The sequence below is a fragment of the Siminovitchia jepli genome (assembly GCF_047228825.1).
Classification (GTDB): Bacteria; Bacillota; Bacilli; order Bacillales; family Bacillaceae_C; genus Siminovitchia.
In genome coordinates, this window is sequence record NZ_JBFEGN010000076.1 from 1 (window position 1) to 17,931 (window position 17,931).

18 protein-coding genes are annotated in these 17,931 nt (G+C 39.0%); 4 read left to right on the plus strand and 14 right to left on the minus strand.

The annotated features are described in order from the left end of the window. Positions 1 to 167: 167 nt before the first annotated feature. The 5 genes from AB1L08_RS17970 to AB1L08_RS17990 form a co-directional block, all read right to left on the minus strand. Complete coding sequence (locus AB1L08_RS17970) at positions 168 to 680, minus strand: 2,4'-dihydroxyacetophenone dioxygenase family protein (RefSeq protein ID WP_413066023.1); 513 nt, start codon at positions 678 to 680, stop codon at positions 168 to 170. A 191-nt stretch (positions 681 to 871) separates the two neighbouring features. Continuing rightward, positions 872 to 1,849: a zinc-binding dehydrogenase gene (locus tag AB1L08_RS17975; RefSeq protein WP_413066024.1), complete on the minus strand. Its 978-nt coding sequence runs from the start codon at positions 1,847 to 1,849 to the stop codon at positions 872 to 874. Between the two features lie 125 nt (positions 1,850 to 1,974). Beyond that, entirely contained in the window at positions 1,975 to 3,432 is a 1,458-nt protein-coding gene (locus AB1L08_RS17980; RefSeq protein WP_413066025.1) for an NAD-dependent succinate-semialdehyde dehydrogenase, read from the minus strand. Positions 3,433 to 3,462: 30 nt separating this feature from the next. After that, positions 3,463 to 4,668, minus strand: a complete 1,206-nt coding sequence (locus tag AB1L08_RS17985; RefSeq protein WP_413066026.1) for an iron-containing alcohol dehydrogenase — start codon at positions 4,666 to 4,668, stop codon at positions 3,463 to 3,465. 56 nt (positions 4,669 to 4,724) lie between these two features. Then, positions 4,725 to 5,462: an SDR family NAD(P)-dependent oxidoreductase gene (locus tag AB1L08_RS17990; RefSeq protein WP_413066027.1), complete on the minus strand. Its 738-nt coding sequence runs from the start codon at positions 5,460 to 5,462 to the stop codon at positions 4,725 to 4,727. 174 nt (positions 5,463 to 5,636) lie between these two features. Here AB1L08_RS17990 and AB1L08_RS17995 point away from each other — a divergent pair, with 174 nt between their 5' ends. Both AB1L08_RS17995 and AB1L08_RS18000 read left to right on the plus strand, forming a co-directional pair. Next, positions 5,637 to 7,361, plus strand: coding sequence for a sigma-54 interaction domain-containing protein (locus tag AB1L08_RS17995; protein WP_413066028.1), 1,725 nt, complete (start codon positions 5,637 to 5,639; stop codon positions 7,359 to 7,361). A 953-nt stretch (positions 7,362 to 8,314) separates the two neighbouring features. Continuing rightward, the gene (locus AB1L08_RS18000) at positions 8,315 to 9,133 is read left to right on the plus strand and encodes a hypothetical protein (protein ID WP_413066029.1); all 819 of its coding nucleotides are present in this window, start codon (positions 8,315 to 8,317) and stop codon (positions 9,131 to 9,133) included. A gap of 82 nt (positions 9,134 to 9,215) precedes the next feature. Here the strand turns inward: AB1L08_RS18000 and AB1L08_RS18005 are convergent, their stop codons facing one another. The 5 genes from AB1L08_RS18005 to AB1L08_RS18025 form a co-directional block, all read right to left on the minus strand. Next, positions 9,216 to 9,494, minus strand: a complete 279-nt coding sequence (locus AB1L08_RS18005) for a hypothetical protein (RefSeq protein ID WP_413066030.1) — start codon at positions 9,492 to 9,494, stop codon at positions 9,216 to 9,218. A 239-nt stretch (positions 9,495 to 9,733) separates the two neighbouring features. Beyond that, positions 9,734 to 10,510, minus strand: a complete 777-nt coding sequence (locus AB1L08_RS18010) for an amino acid ABC transporter ATP-binding protein (protein WP_413066031.1) — start codon at positions 10,508 to 10,510, stop codon at positions 9,734 to 9,736. A gap of 10 nt (positions 10,511 to 10,520) precedes the next feature. Further along, complete coding sequence (locus tag AB1L08_RS18015; protein WP_413066032.1) at positions 10,521 to 11,174, minus strand: amino acid ABC transporter permease; 654 nt, start codon at positions 11,172 to 11,174, stop codon at positions 10,521 to 10,523. Positions 11,175 to 11,207: 33 nt separating this feature from the next. Then, on the minus strand, positions 11,208 to 12,362 hold the full coding sequence (locus tag AB1L08_RS18020; RefSeq protein ID WP_413066033.1) for a saccharopine dehydrogenase family protein: 1,155 nt from the start codon (positions 12,360 to 12,362) through the stop codon (positions 11,208 to 11,210). A 25-nt stretch (positions 12,363 to 12,387) separates the two neighbouring features. Beyond that, positions 12,388 to 13,206, minus strand: coding sequence for an ABC transporter substrate-binding protein (locus AB1L08_RS18025; RefSeq protein ID WP_413066034.1), 819 nt, complete (start codon positions 13,204 to 13,206; stop codon positions 12,388 to 12,390). Between the two features lie 171 nt (positions 13,207 to 13,377). Between AB1L08_RS18025 and AB1L08_RS18030 the strand changes: the two genes are divergently transcribed. Next, positions 13,378 to 14,061: a GntR family transcriptional regulator gene (locus AB1L08_RS18030; RefSeq protein ID WP_413066035.1), complete on the plus strand. Its 684-nt coding sequence runs from the start codon at positions 13,378 to 13,380 to the stop codon at positions 14,059 to 14,061. Between the two features lie 111 nt (positions 14,062 to 14,172). On the opposite strand, the gene AB1L08_RS18035 is transcribed toward AB1L08_RS18030, so the two are convergent. Together AB1L08_RS18035 and AB1L08_RS18040 are read right to left on the minus strand one after the other, a co-directional pair. After that, complete coding sequence (locus tag AB1L08_RS18035) at positions 14,173 to 14,769, minus strand: lyase family protein (RefSeq protein WP_413066036.1); 597 nt, start codon at positions 14,767 to 14,769, stop codon at positions 14,173 to 14,175. Positions 14,770 to 14,974: 205 nt separating this feature from the next. After that, positions 14,975 to 15,166, minus strand: a complete 192-nt coding sequence (locus AB1L08_RS18040; protein WP_413066037.1) for a helix-turn-helix domain-containing protein — start codon at positions 15,164 to 15,166, stop codon at positions 14,975 to 14,977. 166 nt (positions 15,167 to 15,332) lie between these two features. Between AB1L08_RS18040 and AB1L08_RS18045 the strand changes: the two genes are divergently transcribed. After that, positions 15,333 to 15,689: a helix-turn-helix domain-containing protein gene (locus tag AB1L08_RS18045; RefSeq protein WP_413066038.1), complete on the plus strand. Its 357-nt coding sequence runs from the start codon at positions 15,333 to 15,335 to the stop codon at positions 15,687 to 15,689. A gap of 484 nt (positions 15,690 to 16,173) precedes the next feature. Here AB1L08_RS18045 and AB1L08_RS18050 read toward each other — a convergent pair whose 3' ends face one another. Both AB1L08_RS18050 and AB1L08_RS18055 read right to left on the minus strand, forming a co-directional pair. Next, on the minus strand, positions 16,174 to 17,379 hold the full coding sequence (locus AB1L08_RS18050; RefSeq protein WP_413066039.1) for an MFS transporter: 1,206 nt from the start codon (positions 17,377 to 17,379) through the stop codon (positions 16,174 to 16,176). 53 nt (positions 17,380 to 17,432) lie between these two features. Then, complete coding sequence (locus tag AB1L08_RS18055) at positions 17,433 to 17,783, minus strand: GNAT family N-acetyltransferase (RefSeq protein WP_413066040.1); 351 nt, start codon at positions 17,781 to 17,783, stop codon at positions 17,433 to 17,435. Positions 17,784 to 17,931: the final 148 nt, after the last annotated feature.

Genomic DNA, 17,931 nt, shown 5'->3' on the forward strand with positions numbered 1-17,931 from the left:
TTTCGGTACCTTTATTTAGTGTTGTCTTTTTTAGGAACTCCAAGGCGAACTCCTACAACTAATGATTTTCAAACTTAATCTCCTCTAAATAGTTTTTTCAGTCCACATACTTGTGAAAAAGGTAGGAATAAAACAAATCCTACCTTTTTCGTAGAGAACGATATCTTTTAAAAACATAAATTTTTATCCGGTTCTATTCCATATTCTTCGCAGTAATAGAGGTAGCGTCTATACAAGGTAAAAACATCATCTTCCCTGTAAATTTCATTGTTTTCATCAACAAATTGCAAGCAGCCATCAAGCATAAATAAGGTAATCATATCCTCAGCCGGATCTACATAAAGAGTATGGACGTCTCCAGGTGGCTCAAAGATCAAAGTTCCTGGTTTTGCACTCCAATCCTTTTCAAGGTATTTCCATTTTCCTTGAACAGTGTAACCGATTACAAATCCACCAGTATGTCGGTGCCGAGAAAGAGCCGCTCCCTTGTCTACTTTAAATAGGTTAATCCACATACCAGTCGTAAAATCAAATCGTACGGGCTTAAACCATGAACCTGCATCATCAAAAGGCATCCATGGCATATCCTCTGAATGGATTGCTCGATCTGGCAACATATACTTCTCAGTAAACTTATTCATCTCTTCACTTATAGTACGTCCCAGCTTTTCTTGATTCAATTTAAAAAACCTCCTTGTGATTTAATTACAACTTTAATTAATGCAAATCCTATGCCAATTTTCGTTTTATCGTTTTTTCAAGGAAAATAGCGATTATCAACAAATTTCCCAAAAAACTTTAATCTCTTTTTGCAAATATGGTTGAGTTTTTTGTTATATTTTGCACACTCACGTGCAAAAACGCACAGTTGTTATAATTTTGCTACGATTTTTCCTCTTACATGTCTCTCTTTTAAAAGTTGAAGATTTTTTGGAATGTCTTCGAGTGATATGACTTTTAAGATCATCGGATCCAGTTGTTTCCTGGATAGCAGACTCATTAGTTCTGTCAACATTATTGACAAATCTAGTTGTGATTTATGATTGTTTGATAAATAAGCACCTCCCAACGCTATTTCATGAATAGAAATACCTTTTGTAAAAGGTGGAATTAATTGATTATCTGCGATACCTGCTATACAAACCAAATGCCCGTTGAATGCTATTCGTTTGAAATCTTCTTCTGCGCTTGATTTGCTGACAGTGTTAATAATTGCATCTACGCCACGACCTGAAGTGAGTGACAAAATTTCATCTGTTACATTTTGATTCTTGTAATCAACTGTATAATCTGCCCCCAAACCTTTTACATAACTCATATTTTTCTCGGAACAAGTACTAATGATTCTCCAACCATGTTTTTTTGCTAACTGTATAGCAAATCCGCCAACCCCTCCGTTTCCTCCATGTATGAGAATGGACTCGACCATATGGGGATGGAATTTTCTGTTGATGGCCTGGTATGCAGTCATTCCGGCACATGGGACAGCTGCGGCCGCTTCATATGAAACGTTATCTGGAATTTTCGCTACCACATGCGCTGGCACTACTGAAAATTGAGCATAGCCGCCAGGTTTAGCCAAATTGCCGTGATATACAATACGATCACCTATACTAATATCTGTAACACCAGAACCAACACTCTCGACTTTACCTGCTACATCCAGTCCTAAAATAAATGGATAGTTCCATGTTGGATATCCGCTCTCTATCAATTGATAATCAACCGGATTTAGGCTGACAGCTTTTACTCTTACACAAATCTCACCCTTTTTTGGTACAGGGATGGGTACAGTATCAATATAGAGGTTTTTAATGTCTCCTTTATTCTTCAAAAGCAAGGCTTTCAAAAGGATTCCTCCTCCAGAATATTATTAACGTATTTTTGCATTACACTCATTAGGCAAGCCAACAATTATACGAAGGTGATATATAAGGTAAACAACTGTGCAAATGTGCACAGTTGTTTTTGAAATTATTGAAGGCCAAGAGAGATGAACTTTTCTTCAAGATATTCGTTTAGACCAGATCGACCTCCTTCCCTCCCGAAGCCGCTTTGCTTTAAACCGCCAAAAGGAGCTTGGGGAACAGCTGGTACTGCATCGTTCAGACCAATAACGCCAAATTGTAATTCTTCTGATAAGCGTACAGCACGATTGACATTGGATGTATATAGATAAGCGGCCAAGCCATAGTCAGTATCATTGGCTGATTGTATGACTTCTTCTTCTCCGGAGAAACTTATAATCGGAGCCACGGGTCCAAAGGTTTCTTCTGACATGATGAGCATGTCGTTTGTGACATCTTTAAGTACCGTCGGCTCATAAAATAATTCTCCCAATGAATTTAACTGTTTACCGCCACATGCAACCGATGCCCCTTTAGCCAATGCATCTTCAACATGTTCTTTCACCTTATCTATTCCTGCAGAATTGATTAAAGGACCTACTTGTGTTGTTTTATCCACGCTTTTTCCTACGCTCAGTTTTCTTACTTTTTGAGCAAAGATATCTATAAATTGATCTTTGACGTTTTCATGCACATAAATGCGATTGGCGCAAATGCAAGTTTGGCCTGCATTCCTAAATTTACTGGCAACAGCACCCTCGGCAGCTTTATCTAGATCTGCATCATCAAAAACAATAAACGGGGCATGCCCTCCGAGCTCCAATGACAGTTTTTTTAATTGAGAGGCAGATTTTGTTACTAATAACTTTCCTACTTTAGTTGAGCCAGTAAATGAAATTTTTCTAACAGCTGGATGACTGAAGATTTCTTCCGATATTTCAGCAGACGATCCGGTAACAATATTGATAACCCCTTTAGGAATTCCAGAGAGTTCCACTAATTTCCCAAAAGCCAAAGCTGTTAAAGGTGATTCACTTGAAGGTTTAATAACAGATGTACAGCCGGCTGCCAAAGCAGGGCCGATTTTTCGCGTAACCATAGCAATAGGAAAATTCCATGGTGTAATTGCCGCTGTGACACCAACTGGCTGCTTACTTACAAATAACCTTTTTTCTTTAGAAGAAGCTGGAATAGTTTCACCATAGATTCTTTTTCCTTCCTCACCATACCAAGATAAAAATTCAGCAGCATACACTACCTCATTCTCTGCTTCCAAAATTGGCTTTCCCATTTCTGAACTCATCAGGAGTGCCAAATCATGTTTGTTTTCGTTCATTAACCGTTTTAGTTCCATAAGGAATTCAGCACGTTCATTTGCGGTTAGTTTTGACCAACCATGAAAAGCACGTTGTGCAGCTTTTATTGCTTCACGTGTTTCAGCTTGGCCTCCTTTTGGAACGCATGCTATTGTTTCTCCCGTTGAAGGATTTTTTATAGAAAATGTTTCCCCACTATCGGAATCTCTCCACTCACCATCTATTAAGATTCGAGTTTCAAAAAGTTTTGATTGAATTTCTTTAAGCATTTTTCTACCTCCGAGTATTATTATTTACATTTACTGGACAGATTCAAGGTTTTTAAAAGAAGGTTCTGACTGTCCAACGGTCTTTTCAAATAGTAATTTAATATCTTCAATATTGGTTTTTCTTGGATTTACTAAAATATTCCCACTCTTCATGGCGTCCTTTGCCATTAACGCTATATTTCTTCTATCTATGTTGTAATCAGAGAAATTTGCTGGTATTTTAAGATCCTTTGATAACTGCTTTACTGCATTAACAGCTTTATAAGCATTTTCCATTAATGTTTGTGAAGTACTAATATTTTCCCCCATTGCTTTTGCTATATCAGCAAATTTTTCCGGACAGGCAGGCAAATTGAACTCCATTACGTACGGTAAAAGGATGGAGTTTGCTATTCCATGAGGAACATGGTATTTTGCGCTTAAAGGGTGGCTCATTGCGTGCACATTCCCTAACCTGGTGTTATTGAATGCTAAACCTGCAACAAGACTGCCATACATCATGGCAACCCTTGCTTGAATGTTATCCCCTGCATATACTGCTTGCCTAAGACTGCTTGAAATAGATCGAATGGATTCAAGAGCAAGTGCCTCTGTCAGCGCATATGACATTTTTGAGGTATACGATTCGATCGCATGGACCAAGGCGTCAAGACCTGTAGCTGCGGTTAATTTAGGCGGAAGAGTCAATGTTAATTCAGGATCCACAATAGCCCATCTGGCAGCCAGCTTTCTTCCGCCGACGGTCAACTTATACTCGGTCTGTGTATCCGTGATGACTGTAAAAATTGTTACTTCACTTGCAGTCCCTGCAGTAGTAGGGATGGCAAGCAGTGGCAGAGACTGATTTTCAAATTTATCAATGCCCTCATAATCAGTAATACTGCCCCCATTTGTTGCAATTACGCCTATTGCTTTGGCAACATCAATAGGGCTGCCTCCCCCTAATCCAATTAATACATCAGGATTGAACTCTGTACAAACTTGCATTCCCGCATCTACTGTGGTTACTGACGGATTGGCTTCAATATTTGAAAAAACGATACATTCTACACCAGACTTTTGAACTTGTTCAAGAATACGATCAAGAATTTGTGCATTTTCAATTCCTTCATCGCATACAATCATTACTCTCTTAAAATGTTCTCGGCTAATAATATCGGGAATCTTCTGTATGGATTTACAGCCGAAAAATATTTCAGTTGCACAGTTAAAAGTGTTTAAACCGGAAAAATTCATATATATTCCTCCTCCTTTATTATTCAACATTCTTGATGCAACTTTTATGCCACTTTTTATTGGGCTGTATAGCCACCATCAACTAACACCGAGGTTCCTGTAATAAAACTAGCGTCATCGCTTGCAAGGAAACGAACAACAGATGCGACTTCCTCTGGTTCGCCAAGCCTTCCAATCGGATGTTTATTAATTAACTCATTTTTAAATTCTTCAGATAAACCCTGAATGAGCGGAGTATTAATATAGCCTGGACATACAGCATTTACCCTTATCCCATATGGGGCATAATCAATGGCCAAAGTCCGGGTAAGGTTTACAACACCGGCCTTTGCAGCAGTGTAAGAAGTAACTTTAGGCGCACCAATATGTCCCAGCATGGAAGCGTTGTTAATGATACTCCCTCCTTTTTCCTTCATATGCATGAGGGCATGTTTACAGCAAAAAAATACACCCGTTAAATTAATATCAATCATTAATTGCCATTTTTTTGCTGATAATTCATGTGCTTTGGTATAATCCCCAATCCCTGCATTATTGAATACAATATCGATTGTTCCAAATTGCTTTACGCTTTCAGTAAATAAATTTTCAATTTCTTGTTCATGTCGAACGTCCGCTTTTTTAAATACGCCTTTGCCATTAACTTTTGCCATTTCCTCTTCCCAGACTCTCTTCTTCTCTTCCTGAACGTCAACTCCAATAACCACAGCTCCATGGCTGGCAAGCTCTTTTGAAGTAGCTAACCCTATACCACTTCCACATCCCGTTATGATCGTAATTTTTCCCTCTAACATTTAATCCAGCTCCTTTTTTTAAGCATTCTCCTTAAATTCCTGCAATTTATATGCCAAGTTAAATGATCATTAAACAATAATGCACAAATTTTATGAGCATTTTTGCACAACGAAATTATATAAATATTGTACAAGTTGCAAATGTTGGATATAATTTGGGAGGAGGTGAGTTTTATGTCAGTAAATTCACGTGATCTTTCGGTTTTACTTGACAAGTCACAATTGGAAAGGTTTATTAGTTGCATAGATAGTGCTGTTGTTCTATTTGATGGGAGGGGAAACCCCATATGTCTAAATGAAAGGGGGAAAGCTTTAAATAGATCTGTCAACCTTTCAAATTTACATCAAAACCTAAAAAAAACAAAACACTCCAGTAACAATAGTAGATTTCAGGAAATAACTATTAACAAAAAACAGTACGTTCATTACTCCCGAATTATACAATTAAACTCTATTGAAGTTGTATTTGATACCTTTGAAAAAAAACAACGTGATCATAAAGAAGTGCTGTTAAATGATGAGCTTCATTATGTCATTAATTCCGTACAGGAAGGTATATATATAACCGATAGTAAAGGGTTTACATTAAAAATAAATGATGCTTACTCCAAGATGACAAATATAAATAAAAGCGAAGTAGAGGGAAAGCATGTATCAGAACTAATTTTATCTGATTATTTTGATGAATCAATTACATTAAAGGTTATGAAATTCAAGCAAAAAGTATCTATACTTCAAAAGATTAAAGGGGGGAGAATTTGGCTTGTAAGAGGAAACCCCGTACTCGATAACAAAGGAAACATCATCTTGATTATAAATACTGTTTATGATATGACCAAGCTTAACAGTCTTCAAGAAGATTTAAAAAAACAGTCCATTTCAATCAAAAAACAAGAAGAAGAAATCAGAAGATTACGTTCAATGGTTAATGATGTGCCGGGTTTAATTGCCCAAAGTAAATCAATGCGAGCTATACTTGACCGTATTAAACGCCTCTCTTCCGTAGACACATCAATACTTATTTTAGGGGAAACCGGAACTGGAAAAAACCTCATTGCCGAAAAGATCCACAGTTCGAGCCAAAGAAAAAACAAGCCTTTTATAGAGGTGAATTGTGGCGCGATACCGGAGCAGCTTTTCGAGTCTGAACTGTTTGGCTTTAAAAAAGGAGCTTTTACAGGCGCGGACCGAAATGGAAAAGTAGGATTGATCGAAGCTGCTAATGAAGGCACTCTATTTCTTGACGAAATAGGAGAATTACCTATCAATCTTCAGGTAAAATTATTATCAGTACTACAAAATAAACGTGTCCGTAAAGTTGGAGACATAACCGATACACCAGTCGATGTACGGATTATCGCAGCAACAAATAAAGACCCTTTAGAGTTAATACAGCAAAAACTATTACGGGAAGATTTATATTATCGGTTATCCGTCGTACCTCTCAAGTTGCCACCTTTAAGAGAAAGAAAAGAGGATATATATGTACTAACCAATTTTTTCTTAGAGAAATTTAATAAGAAGCATCAGAAGGATGTTCAACTCCTTAACTCTGTTTATTTTGCTTTTGAAACATACAATTGGCCGGGAAATGTAAGGGAATTAGAACATGTAGTGGAGCAAATAGTTGTTTTGGCTGATGGAGACATTGTAGACAGCGCGGATCTCCCTCCACAATTCCATATGAAAGGTTCTGACAACCCTTTGACTTCTGAACCTTCAGAAACCAGAACTTTAAAAGAGATTGTAAATGATATAGAAAGAAAGTATATCTTAAATTTATGGAATGAATATAAAGATATATACCTTGTCGCAAAAAAACTGGGAATTCACAGGACAACCCTTTTAAGAAAAGCAGAAAAACTTAATTTAGAGCTAAGCATTGATCAATTACGATAAAACGGATATCCCCGTCCTATAGGGCACTGGGCAAAACATATGGGAGCCTTGCTTTGTCTATTTCAAACAAGGTTCCTTCTTACATCAATATTAAGGATTTTATTAGTGAATTTTGGGATCCCCACAATACTGCGCTCCAATGTCTGATTTGACAAAACATCAAACGATAGATTACTTTATTATGTTCTGTAATCGACCTTTCACTTATAAGCTTACACTTTTCGGTGGCACAAACGGATTATTTTCCCAACCGAAATGATAGGAATCTCATAGATTTAAATAAGCTGGTTTCCCGTGGGAGTTGCTGTCATTCCGATTTGCATCATAACCGTTTCAATTTCCTTCAGCGATCAATTTGATTTAAAGGAAATTAAATAGCAAGCTCGTTTACAAATCCTACACTGGAGAACGCCCCATTATTACCCACTTCGGCAAAAAGAATGATCTCTTTATAACGCACAGGACGATCGCCATTATGGGACATAAATATAGCACTCTCATTAGCTAATATTATTTCAGTTTGATCATCTTCCGATGCACTTTATCCTATAAAGCTGGCTCGATAAGTGAAGGAACATAAAATAAAAATAAGAAAAATAGCGAAACGTCGTTTCTTTTGCAAATCCTTTTCTGACATAAATATATCCTAAATATCTATGGTGAATACGCACTACACGGTTACCATACTCGGGTATATCATACCAAATGGCCGTTACACTTTAACGTGCTTATTTTATACGTTGGCTCTTTAAATCTTGTTAATTATCCACATTTTTTCAAGTAAAAAAAGAATTCAATCAATGGCGTTTTCTTCATTCATGAAAAATCTTAGCATTCTAGGGAGTTGACAAGCTCACTATTATACCTGTACTACGGTCCTTCCCGGTATCCTGTTTTATCTTTTTTCAAACGGGAATTAAAAAATACTGAGACAAATAATTAGGAGGAGGAGCATGAATACTCCAAAAATCCACCTGCTGTTTTTGGCTGTTTTTAGTGCTATTCTTATTTCGGGTTGTGCTTCCCATGATCATACAATAGGCAATCAACCTGAAAACAATTTATCGTCTTCAGAAAAAAATAACAATCATGATGAAGTGGAAGCGGCAGATGGAACCATTGAGGAGAATGATGAGGCTAAAGAAGCGACAGATCATCAACAAGAACAACAAACCGAATCTGGAACAACCAACGACATTACAGATAAGTTGAAAATGGACGCGACATTAATTAAGCAACCAACTAATTTTCCAGTTGAAGAAGAGGTTAAACCAGAAATAAAGAAAAATGAAGCAAATGCCTACTCGGTAGTCTATCATTCCGCTTCCGGGGAAGAACTTGCCAGATTCTCAGGAATCCGACATGACTCGGTACAAGCAGCAAGCGATTCAATCGGTGAATTTATGAATGGGAAGGAAGTTGAGCCTTTTGAAGAAGGAAAGGAAGACCTGGGATACGGTATCACCGGCTATGGGGAAGGAGCAGCCGGACATGGATACTTCAGCTGGAAAGAAGGAAATTGGCTGATGAGTATAGCATCCATAAACGAAGACGGAATGAACAATCCAGGCATAGCCAAAAAAATGGTCGAATATCTGGAAACCCATAAGCTTCCGGCACCTAAGGACTCAGGAATTGTATACGCCGATTATCCACCGGGAGGAGAAGAAGTAAATGTTGATATCCGCTGGCAGGATGAAGAGATGATTTATCAATTGGAAACAACCAAAGTACCGTTGGATGCACTAGAAATGGCCACTTCAGTAAAATAGTTGCAAAATATCTTAAAGTTTCAATTTTGCCCGTTTCTAAAATACCTTTGCCGATTAATTCCTGAATCTCTTTAGTTTAAAGTCAAAAGAGCAATCCCCATTTCCGAACGATGAGTAAACAACTGATTGGGCCAATAAAATACTTATTGTCTAATTTAATTTGTTTGGAAGTGTACAGATCCCCTTCTCCAAAAAATTTTATAAACGTATGCAAATATTCTGCTTCTGTTTTGTATCGCTGCAGTCTCTCCATTTCAATGGAGAGACTGATGATCTGGAAGTAACAAGTTCCATTGCATTTTACGATCATTTTGCGGGAGAATGACAGCCAATCAGAAGTGTCGTGATCCGGAACTTCCAAATGGATGATTTGTCCCCTGCCGTTCAACGGATAAAGCAGAGAGGCTCAAGCATCTTGGAAAACCACGCCCCTCCCGTTACGACACAGCATTGGCTGAAATGAATTTATCTTTGACATGGGGACAGACGCAGCTTTTCCGTCGTTTATTTCAAGACCGGCTTCGCTGGAATGGTAAAGGACACCATGCCTCCCCGTCTCCCCGTTGAAGCGAAAAACTGATCCGTTTCCTCCATTTCATTCTACATCACAGCCTCTTCCTCACTCACATCCCGCAAAAACTTCCTCGTTCTCTCTTCCTTCGGATTGTTAAAGATCTCCGCTGCCGTCCCTTCTTCTATGATGACACCCTGATCCATGAAAACAACCCGATCCGCGACATCTCTCGCAAAGGACATTTCATGTGTCACCACAATCATGGTCATCCCCTCTCTTGCCAATTCCTTCATGACCTGAAGCACTTCCCGGACAAGCTCCGGGTCCAAAGCGGAAGTCGGTTCATCATAGAGCATAACCATCGGTTCCATGGAAAGTGCCCGGGCGATAGCCACTCTTTGCTGCTGGCCCCCCGACAGTTGGGAAGGATAATGGTCCATCCTTTCAGCCAACCCTACTTTTGTAAGAAGGGAAACGGCCTTTTCCCTCGCCGCTTCCCGATTCTGCTTTTTAATGACAATCGGGCCTTCCATCACATTCTCAAGAGCTGTTCTATGGGGGAATAAGTTAAATTGCTGAAAAACAAATCCAGTGTTTTGCCGCAGTTCCCTGATCACTTTTTTTCTTTGTTTATTCATCGTAAGGCCCGCTTCCACTTCTTTGTCTCCCAATTTGATGATTCCTTTATCCGGCTCCTCTAAAAACGTAATACATCGCAGAAGGGTTGATTTTCCAGAACCGCTGGGCCCCATGATGACGACCACTTCACTTTGTTTCACAGACAAACTGATATCCTTCAATACTACGTTGTCATTAAAACTTTTCTTGATGTTTTGAAGATTGATAACCTCCAACCATCTCATCTCCCTTCATCTAAGCCAGATGCCTTGATGTTCTTTTTTCCATGCGGTCCAAAAGGATGGTAAAGAATGTGATGACGCACCAATAAATCGCCGCAGCCAATAAATAAATAGTCAAAGGTTCAAAGGTTTTGGCTATGATGAGGGTGGACATTTGCAGCAGTTCGGTAACGGTGATGACCGATACCAGTGAAGTATCTTTTATCAAAATAATATACGTGTTGGATAGAGTAGGTATGGCAATCCGGATACTCTGCGGAAGAATTACACGGCGCATTGCCTGTCCATATGTCATTCCCATTGAAACAGCCGCTTCCATCTGCCCTTTGTCCACCGCTAAAATGGAGGCCCTGAATGATTCCGATAAATAGGAGCCGGCATTTAAACTAAGGGCTAAAATTCCTGAAGGGATCGGCTCCAACTCTATTCCGATTTGGGGCAATCCATAATAGATGACAAATATTTGAACCAACAATGGTGTGCCGCGGAACATGGATACATAGATGGTTGAAATGATTCTTAAAATCTTTATTTTCGATATTCGGGCCAAAGCAGTAAAAAAACCAAGCACTAAAGCGATTATGATTGAAACAACAGCCAGCCCAATAGTCATGAGTGCAGCGCTTAAAAGGGAGGGAAGAGCATCAATGATGATAGAAAAATTCATATTTTGGCTTCCCTCCTTCTTCCATCTTTTTCATTATGATAAAAACCGCTCATATTGGTTGATCTCAATTCCCTTTTCTCTTAGCTCACCCATGAATTCATGAAACCGGTTGCCGACAATGACGTTTTCCACTGGAACGATGCCTGTTTCCGGTATCTTCCCGTTCAAAATCCAGTTAGCCATTAACATTGCCGGGATAGCGGTTGTTTTTGCCATGGAGGTCATTCCACGGTCATGGTCATAGTAATCAATCATTTCCCAAATATAAGTCGTATCCTTTCCGTTCTTTTTACCGCTTGCCGTCACCCTGACAACAGTGATATCCTCAATAGATTTCCCGCGCAGTTGCGGTTCCAATATTTTTTCCGCTAACTTTTTTGTATTGACTTTTACACCCTCCACATCGACTTCTTTGTTGTCTAAAAACCCAAGCTCGGCAAGAACAGCCATTTTGTCCCAATGACCGGCATAGCGGACTGTTTTTTCGTAGATCTTGTTTACCTTGTCTTTCAATGTATAGGCCGTGCTATGGGCATCGGTCACAACAGCCTCGCATTCCCCGACCGGTTCTGGAAATATGATTTTTTCTTTTCCCGACAATGGCGGCAGGTAGACCAATTCTCCGTTTTCGGCTGCCAACGCCGGGCGCGTGTATAATCCCAACACACTCTCCAGACGAAATACAACCTGATACCGCAATGGGGGCTGCGGATCCTTTGGGATACCGCCGCAAATCATGATGGCTTCCTCCGCTTCATCCAAAAGCTCAATGCCTTGCGCTGCTAAAAAGTTTGTAATTCCCGGAGCAACGCCGCACCCGGGAACAATCGTAACCCCGGCTTCCTTTGCCTGCTGATCCAGTTTCCTTTTCTCATCAAACTCAGTTCCTACCAAATCGACTAAATGACATTGCGCGGCGATTGCAGCTTTGATGGCCGGTATACTCAGGAAATGCGGCAAACAGGCTATAGCTGCGTCCGCATCCTTTATTGCTTTGTATATATCGTTTTCATTTGCCAAGTTCATCTGTTTGCCTATCACTTTTTCATGACCGGCCAGTTCCAGGCATTTATCAATATTTTCCTGCAGTCCATCGACTGCGATTACTTTGTCGATCTGCTTGTAAGCAGCCAGCTCTCTCACAACCGTATTTCCAATCATTCCAGTACCTAATACAGCAACTTTCATTCATGAAGTCCTCCCTCGTAATGAGTCACTTAATAACCGGATCTGAATCGAACCACTTTCTATAGATCTTTTCGTAGGTGCCGTCTTCTATCATGGCCGCCAATTCTTTATTCAATCTTTCAACAAGCTCCGTATTTCCTTTTTTGACAGCCATCGCAATTTCATCTTCATTTAAAATATCGCTGGTGATTTTGACAGGGAGGCCTTCTTCCTTAATGTTGTAGCTCATCAGCAAATGATCATTAATAATGACATCCAATCTTCCATTGATTAAATCCTGAAGATATTCGTTTACAGTTTTATATAACGCAACCTTTGCTCCATCCACGCTTTCAGCCACTTCGGCAAAGGTTGTACCTGCACCTGCGCCGACTTTTTTGCCTTTAATATCTTCCAATTTCGTAATATCATCGGTATCCTCACGCGTAATTAAGACGGAACCGGTCACCACATACGGGTCTGTAAAATCAACACTTTCTTTTCGTTCTTCAGTAACGGTCATTTGGGCAATGACTACATCAAACTTGTTTGACTTGAGTCCTCCAATAAGGCTGTCCCAAGAGGCAGCAACGAACTCTGTTTCAACACCCATCCTTTTTGCCAGTTCATGAGATATGTCGACATCAAATCCCTCATAATCTTTATCATTACCCATGAAATTAAACGGACGGTATGTTCCTTCAAAACCGACACGAAGAACCCCGGGTTCTTTTAACCCATCCCCAGAATCGGTTGCCGCTGCCTCTTGTTCTTTTTTACTGCTTCCGCCTGTCTCTTTGCTTCCGCAAGCTGCCGAAAGGAGCATCAAAAAAATGGCCAATGCTAAAAAAGAAATACGTTTCATTATGTCAACCTCCTCCATTTTATTGATAACGCTTACAAATCATGAGACTTCTTCTGACCATCCCCTTAATTTCCACTTAATTGTCGGACGAAATTGTAGTACAATTATATGTAGTGTAACCCCGAATATTATAAATTGTCAATAAATTTATTCAAAAAGAGGTGAAGGGCAATGAATGAAAAAAAATCAATAAAACACTCCGTCTATACCACTTTAAAAGACGCCATTCTTACCAGGAAACTGCCTCCTGGAAAACAAATAGTGGAAAATGTCATTTCCGAGAGTTTAAATATAAGCCGTACACCGATCAGAAGCGCCATTGATTTATTAGCAGCAGACGGCTTAGTTGAAATCATTCCAAATAAAGGTGCGTTTGTGATTAATCCATCATTGGACGAAGTACTCCAGGCCTACGAGTTGCGAAAAGAATTGGAAATGATGGCAGTACAAAAGGCGCTGGATTCCTTGAAAGAAAATGACTTTGCGGAAATGGAGAAGATGGTAGCTTTAGAGAAAGAGGCTTTATACAGCAAGGACTTGAAGACTTATATCAAAGCAAATGAAAGCTTCCACCTGGCCATTACCAAAAAATGCGGCAACATATTTTTAAATGAATTTATCGAAAAACTCATTAACCAGACTTCCATTTATTTAATTCTTTTTGACATCTTCTTTGAAGAAAACTCTCCGCAGCCGTATGGATATAAAGAACATTTGGAAATGATCGAATTAATGAGGCAAAAAGATAGAGAAGGCTTAAGGGAAATCCTGGATAAGCACTTTGACAATGCTATTAAGAGTTTGGATGTGCGGGCGGAATATGAGGAGTTGAATGATATATTTAAAAATACCTAAGGCGGGTTTAGTAAAAACTGAACCTGCTTTTTTTGTGATTTTGAGCAAGATCTGGTAAATCCGATCCTTTATTGTATATTTATCTTGTCCGCTTCGAATAAGTCACCTTTCTCAGATCTGGAACAATGTCGGGATATTAGCCGAAAAAAAGATTCCCGATCCTCTTCTGGTGGTAGCTACTGAATATCCGGCCTCAACCATTCCATATTCATCTGCAGACCAAACATACAAATCGTAACTAAGACGATTGATATGGTTCATAAGAATGTTCATTGCGGATAAAGCTTCAAGGACATAATCACGGGAAGCAATTCCATCCAATGAATTGTTCATTGAATCCGTAAAACCCAGCAGCTTGGCTGTCTTCTCCCGATTGATCGGAAAAGCCGTCCCGGCCATCGCACCCGATCCCAAGGGAGGAAGATTCGCATGCTGCAAAGCCTGGCGAAAGCGTGTGAAATCCCGTTCCAGCGCATGAAGAATGGCCGAAAAATAATGACCCAATGTGATGGGTTCCGCAGGCTGTATATGCGTGTAACCTGTAAAAGCGATATCACAATGTTGGTCGGCAAGTTCCAACAAGGAAGAGCGCAACTTTAACAACAGAACACATAACCTTTTCATTCCATCACGGCAGTTTTTTATCCTCATAACCGCCGCGTTAAGATCAATCCTTTCCGACAATCCCGAAGAAAGTATTTCCCCCATCTCCCTATACACTCCCTTTATACGTCAATCATTATGTTGTTTGGATGACCGGACAAATTTGATGAAAGTTGTGATCCAGTGAAACCACTCAAGTTAAAGGCAAGCACTCCTTGGCCTTCCCATTAACTTATTCATTGGAATAATATAGGCATGTTTCCCCTCCTTTCCGATTTAATGTTGCTAATTAATTAAACTTTACGTTTAATCAATTTTCAAAAAAAGTCGACACCGGTACATCCAGTTCGGCAGCAATCAATTCCAGCTCATCAGTTGTTATAGGGCGCTTCCCTCCTTCTTTCATGCTGTATGCTTGTACGGTAATACCAAGAGCATTTGCTAACACCACTTGTTTTACATTTTTAGATATCCTTACCTCTTTAATTTTTTTGTGTAACAATGTGCTTTCACCGCCTCTTATTCAACTAAATGTTTAAACGGCTACCTTCATTATATTCACGTAAAGTTTAATGTCAAGCACAAATATAAACATTTTGTTTAATTTATTTAACATATCGTTAATTTCGGGTAAACTATTTAGTATAATGATAAAATGGTGATGTATGATGAGCTTGGGATCTCGCTTAAAAAAAGAAAGAGAAAAAAGAAACTGGTCACAAGTTTATGTGGCCAAAAAGATCGGCATAACCAATGCGGTCTTGTCAAACTACGAACGGGACTATCGCGACCCGGACACGGAAACATTAAAAAAATTGGCCTTGTTATATGGAGTAAAAACAGATTATTTACTCGGCTTAACGGACGACCCCACTACACCTGAAAAAGAAAAAGAATATCCAACAGTCATTAAAGACCCCGAACTGGAACGCTGGCACAAGGAGCTGCCCAAATCCAATGAAGAGGATTTGCGTAAACTGAGACAAATGTGGGAAATTATAAAAAGTAAGGGAAACAGTGAATAACCGATTTTACTTAGTTAATGTTTGATGAAATTGAACAAATTTGCAAAAGTCCTGGAGTAAGGCCGCAATTAATCATTGTAGACCACGTAGATTCTTCCTTTATGCAAACTCAGGATGAACGGTTAAAATTCGAAAGTGCGGTACAAACGAACCTGAGGAATGGTGGTAAGCTCTTATCCACTTTAGAAGAACGATACGTCAACTGTTTAACATTAAAATAATATATAAAACACTTGTATACTGTCCGCAGCCAGACCTACTGGCGATATTGCGAAAGTTTGCACAATTGGTTTTGGTGGAAGACATTCTTAAAAAGGCCGTTTTCTTGCTGACCAATGGTCATTAGAGCTGACGGCTCTTAAATTAAAAAGTAAAAGGGTATTTGCTCAACTTTTTAGGCAAAAATATGATATGCATGGCTCCGTTTTTTATTCAGCAATTGAAGTGTAAACTAATGTAAAAAATCAATAAAAATAATCATATTTTATCTCTTTGCGGATATTGAATTTTCCAACATGCTTTCTTTAGAGATTTTCATAGTTAAGTATAGACCGATACACAAACATAAAGCTGAGAAAATAAATGCGCTTTTAAACCCGCTATAATCAATAATCCACCCCGCTAGAGTAGGTCCTATAAATTGTCCAGTAGCAAAGTAAAAAGTAACATAACTAAAAGCAATGGGTGTATCTCGGGCTGATACCTGTTCGGTACTTAGCGCTTGAACCAGTGTCATTATACCTATAGCAACCGCCCCTTGAATAACTAAATTTGCAGTAAATCCAATTGCATTTGAAAAGTATACTGGAATAATGGTAGACAAAAAGTTAAGTCCCATCGCTAAAATTAAAGCATTCCGCCTGCCTATTAGATCTGAAATTCCTCCCCAGATCGGTGAGCTAAAGATGGATATTATCCCACTGAAAGAAATTAGTTGCCCTGTAAGCTGCTGGCCTAACCCTGCATCCAACATAAAACTTATTATAAAAATGGACTGAATAATTAAAGTCATTCCCACAATCCCATAGATGAATCCTACTTTGATCACAGCAGGATTTGTATATATTTTTTTAGCTGGGGAAGATGGTTGTGATGCTTGTATAGAAGCCTCCTTTACAGGCGGATTCTTTATAAAAAGTATCGTCAAAAAGAAAACAAAGACACTAATTAAACAAAATATTTTCCAAGTAAGTCGCCAAGAGGATTCAGGATATAAATCTGTAAGAAATGGAACAAGAATCCCGACAAATAATAATCCAATCCCCGCACTGCTATTTACACATCCAATCACAAAGCCTTTCATTTGTGGAAACCACTCAATCAATATGGCAATCAACGGGGTGAAAATAAAAGAGGTCCCCACTCCCAATAGAAACATAAAAATAGAGCTATGCCAGTAAGTTGTTGTTATTCCCAAGTTAAAAAAGCCTATACTTAGTAGAAGTAAGCCAAGAAGGATTGTATTTTTTCCACCAAATTTAGTAGACAGGTATCCCACCATCATAATGGTAATCAAATATCCCAATGAAGTAACAGTGGCGAGAACACCTGCTGATTTGTTAGAAATTGAGAGTCCATTTTTCATAAAAGGAAGAATCACGCCATACGAATGTCTTGCAAAAGAAATGGCTACAAGTCCAATAAGCATACCTATTACAATGTATATACTTCTTGCTCTGTCTCTTTCCATTCTACTCTCCTAAAATAAAGGTCCGTCTTCTTTTTAATACTTTCCCATACCCCCTATAACTCCGGAGAGTCCATACATACTTTCCTTCTAAACGAAAAACACCATTTATCATAATGCAACTTTTGCTCATAAAACCTATGTGCATCAATTCTTTGTATACCAGATTCTAAAGCAACGTATTCAGCTCCTTTTTCTTGGGCCCAATTATGGATAAATTCTAAAAGCTTCTTCCCATAGCCAAGCGAGCGGTAAGACGAATCCGTTACCAAATCATAAACAAAAACATGGCGCTTATTGTAAAAGTTAACTCTCCATGATATACCAGCCACGGATACTATTTTATTTCCAAGAAATAGCCCAAAAAGTTTATATCCATCCTCTCTCATTTCAACTAATAATTCCAAGTAGCTGTCCTTCTTTAAATCGGTTCTCAGTTGATTTATAATCGGAAAAGCTGCAATCCAATGTTCATACGTATCTACCCTGAAAATATAACTAACGAACTGCTAAAAAAAGCAATACTAAGCTAACCGGCTATACCCTAATTTCCAG

Coding starts and splice junctions, on each gene's coding strand:
- AB1L08_RS17980 (WP_413066025.1), bottom strand. CDS start 3,432: ATGCTTAAAGAAATTCAATCAAAACTTTTTGAAACTCGAATCTTAATA.
- AB1L08_RS17985 (WP_413066026.1), bottom strand. CDS start 4,668: ATGAATTTTTCCGGTTTAAACACTTTTAACTGTGCAACTGAAATATTT.
- AB1L08_RS17990 (WP_413066027.1), bottom strand. CDS start 5,462: ATGTTAGAGGGAAAAATTACGATCATAACGGGATGTGGAAGTGGTATA.
- AB1L08_RS17995 (WP_413066028.1), top strand. CDS start 5,637: ATGTCAGTAAATTCACGTGATCTTTCGGTTTTACTTGACAAGTCACAA.
- AB1L08_RS18000 (WP_413066029.1), top strand. CDS start 8,315: ATGAATACTCCAAAAATCCACCTGCTGTTTTTGGCTGTTTTTAGTGCT.
- AB1L08_RS18010 (WP_413066031.1), bottom strand. CDS start 10,510: ATGAGATGGTTGGAGGTTATCAATCTTCAAAACATCAAGAAAAGTTTT.
- AB1L08_RS18015 (WP_413066032.1), bottom strand. CDS start 11,174: ATGAATTTTTCTATCATCATTGATGCTCTTCCCTCCCTTTTAAGCGCT.
- AB1L08_RS18020 (WP_413066033.1), bottom strand. CDS start 12,362: ATGAAAGTTGCTGTATTAGGTACTGGAATGATTGGAAATACGGTTGTG.
- AB1L08_RS18025 (WP_413066034.1), bottom strand. CDS start 13,206: ATGAAACGTATTTCTTTTTTAGCATTGGCCATTTTTTTGATGCTCCTT.
- AB1L08_RS18030 (WP_413066035.1), top strand. CDS start 13,378: ATGAATGAAAAAAAATCAATAAAACACTCCGTCTATACCACTTTAAAA.
- AB1L08_RS18035 (WP_413066036.1), bottom strand. CDS start 14,769: ATGGGGGAAATACTTTCTTCGGGATTGTCGGAAAGGATTGATCTTAAC.
- AB1L08_RS18045 (WP_413066038.1), top strand. CDS start 15,333: ATGAGCTTGGGATCTCGCTTAAAAAAAGAAAGAGAAAAAAGAAACTGG.
- AB1L08_RS18050 (WP_413066039.1), bottom strand. CDS start 17,379: ATGGAAAGAGACAGAGCAAGAAGTATATACATTGTAATAGGTATGCTT.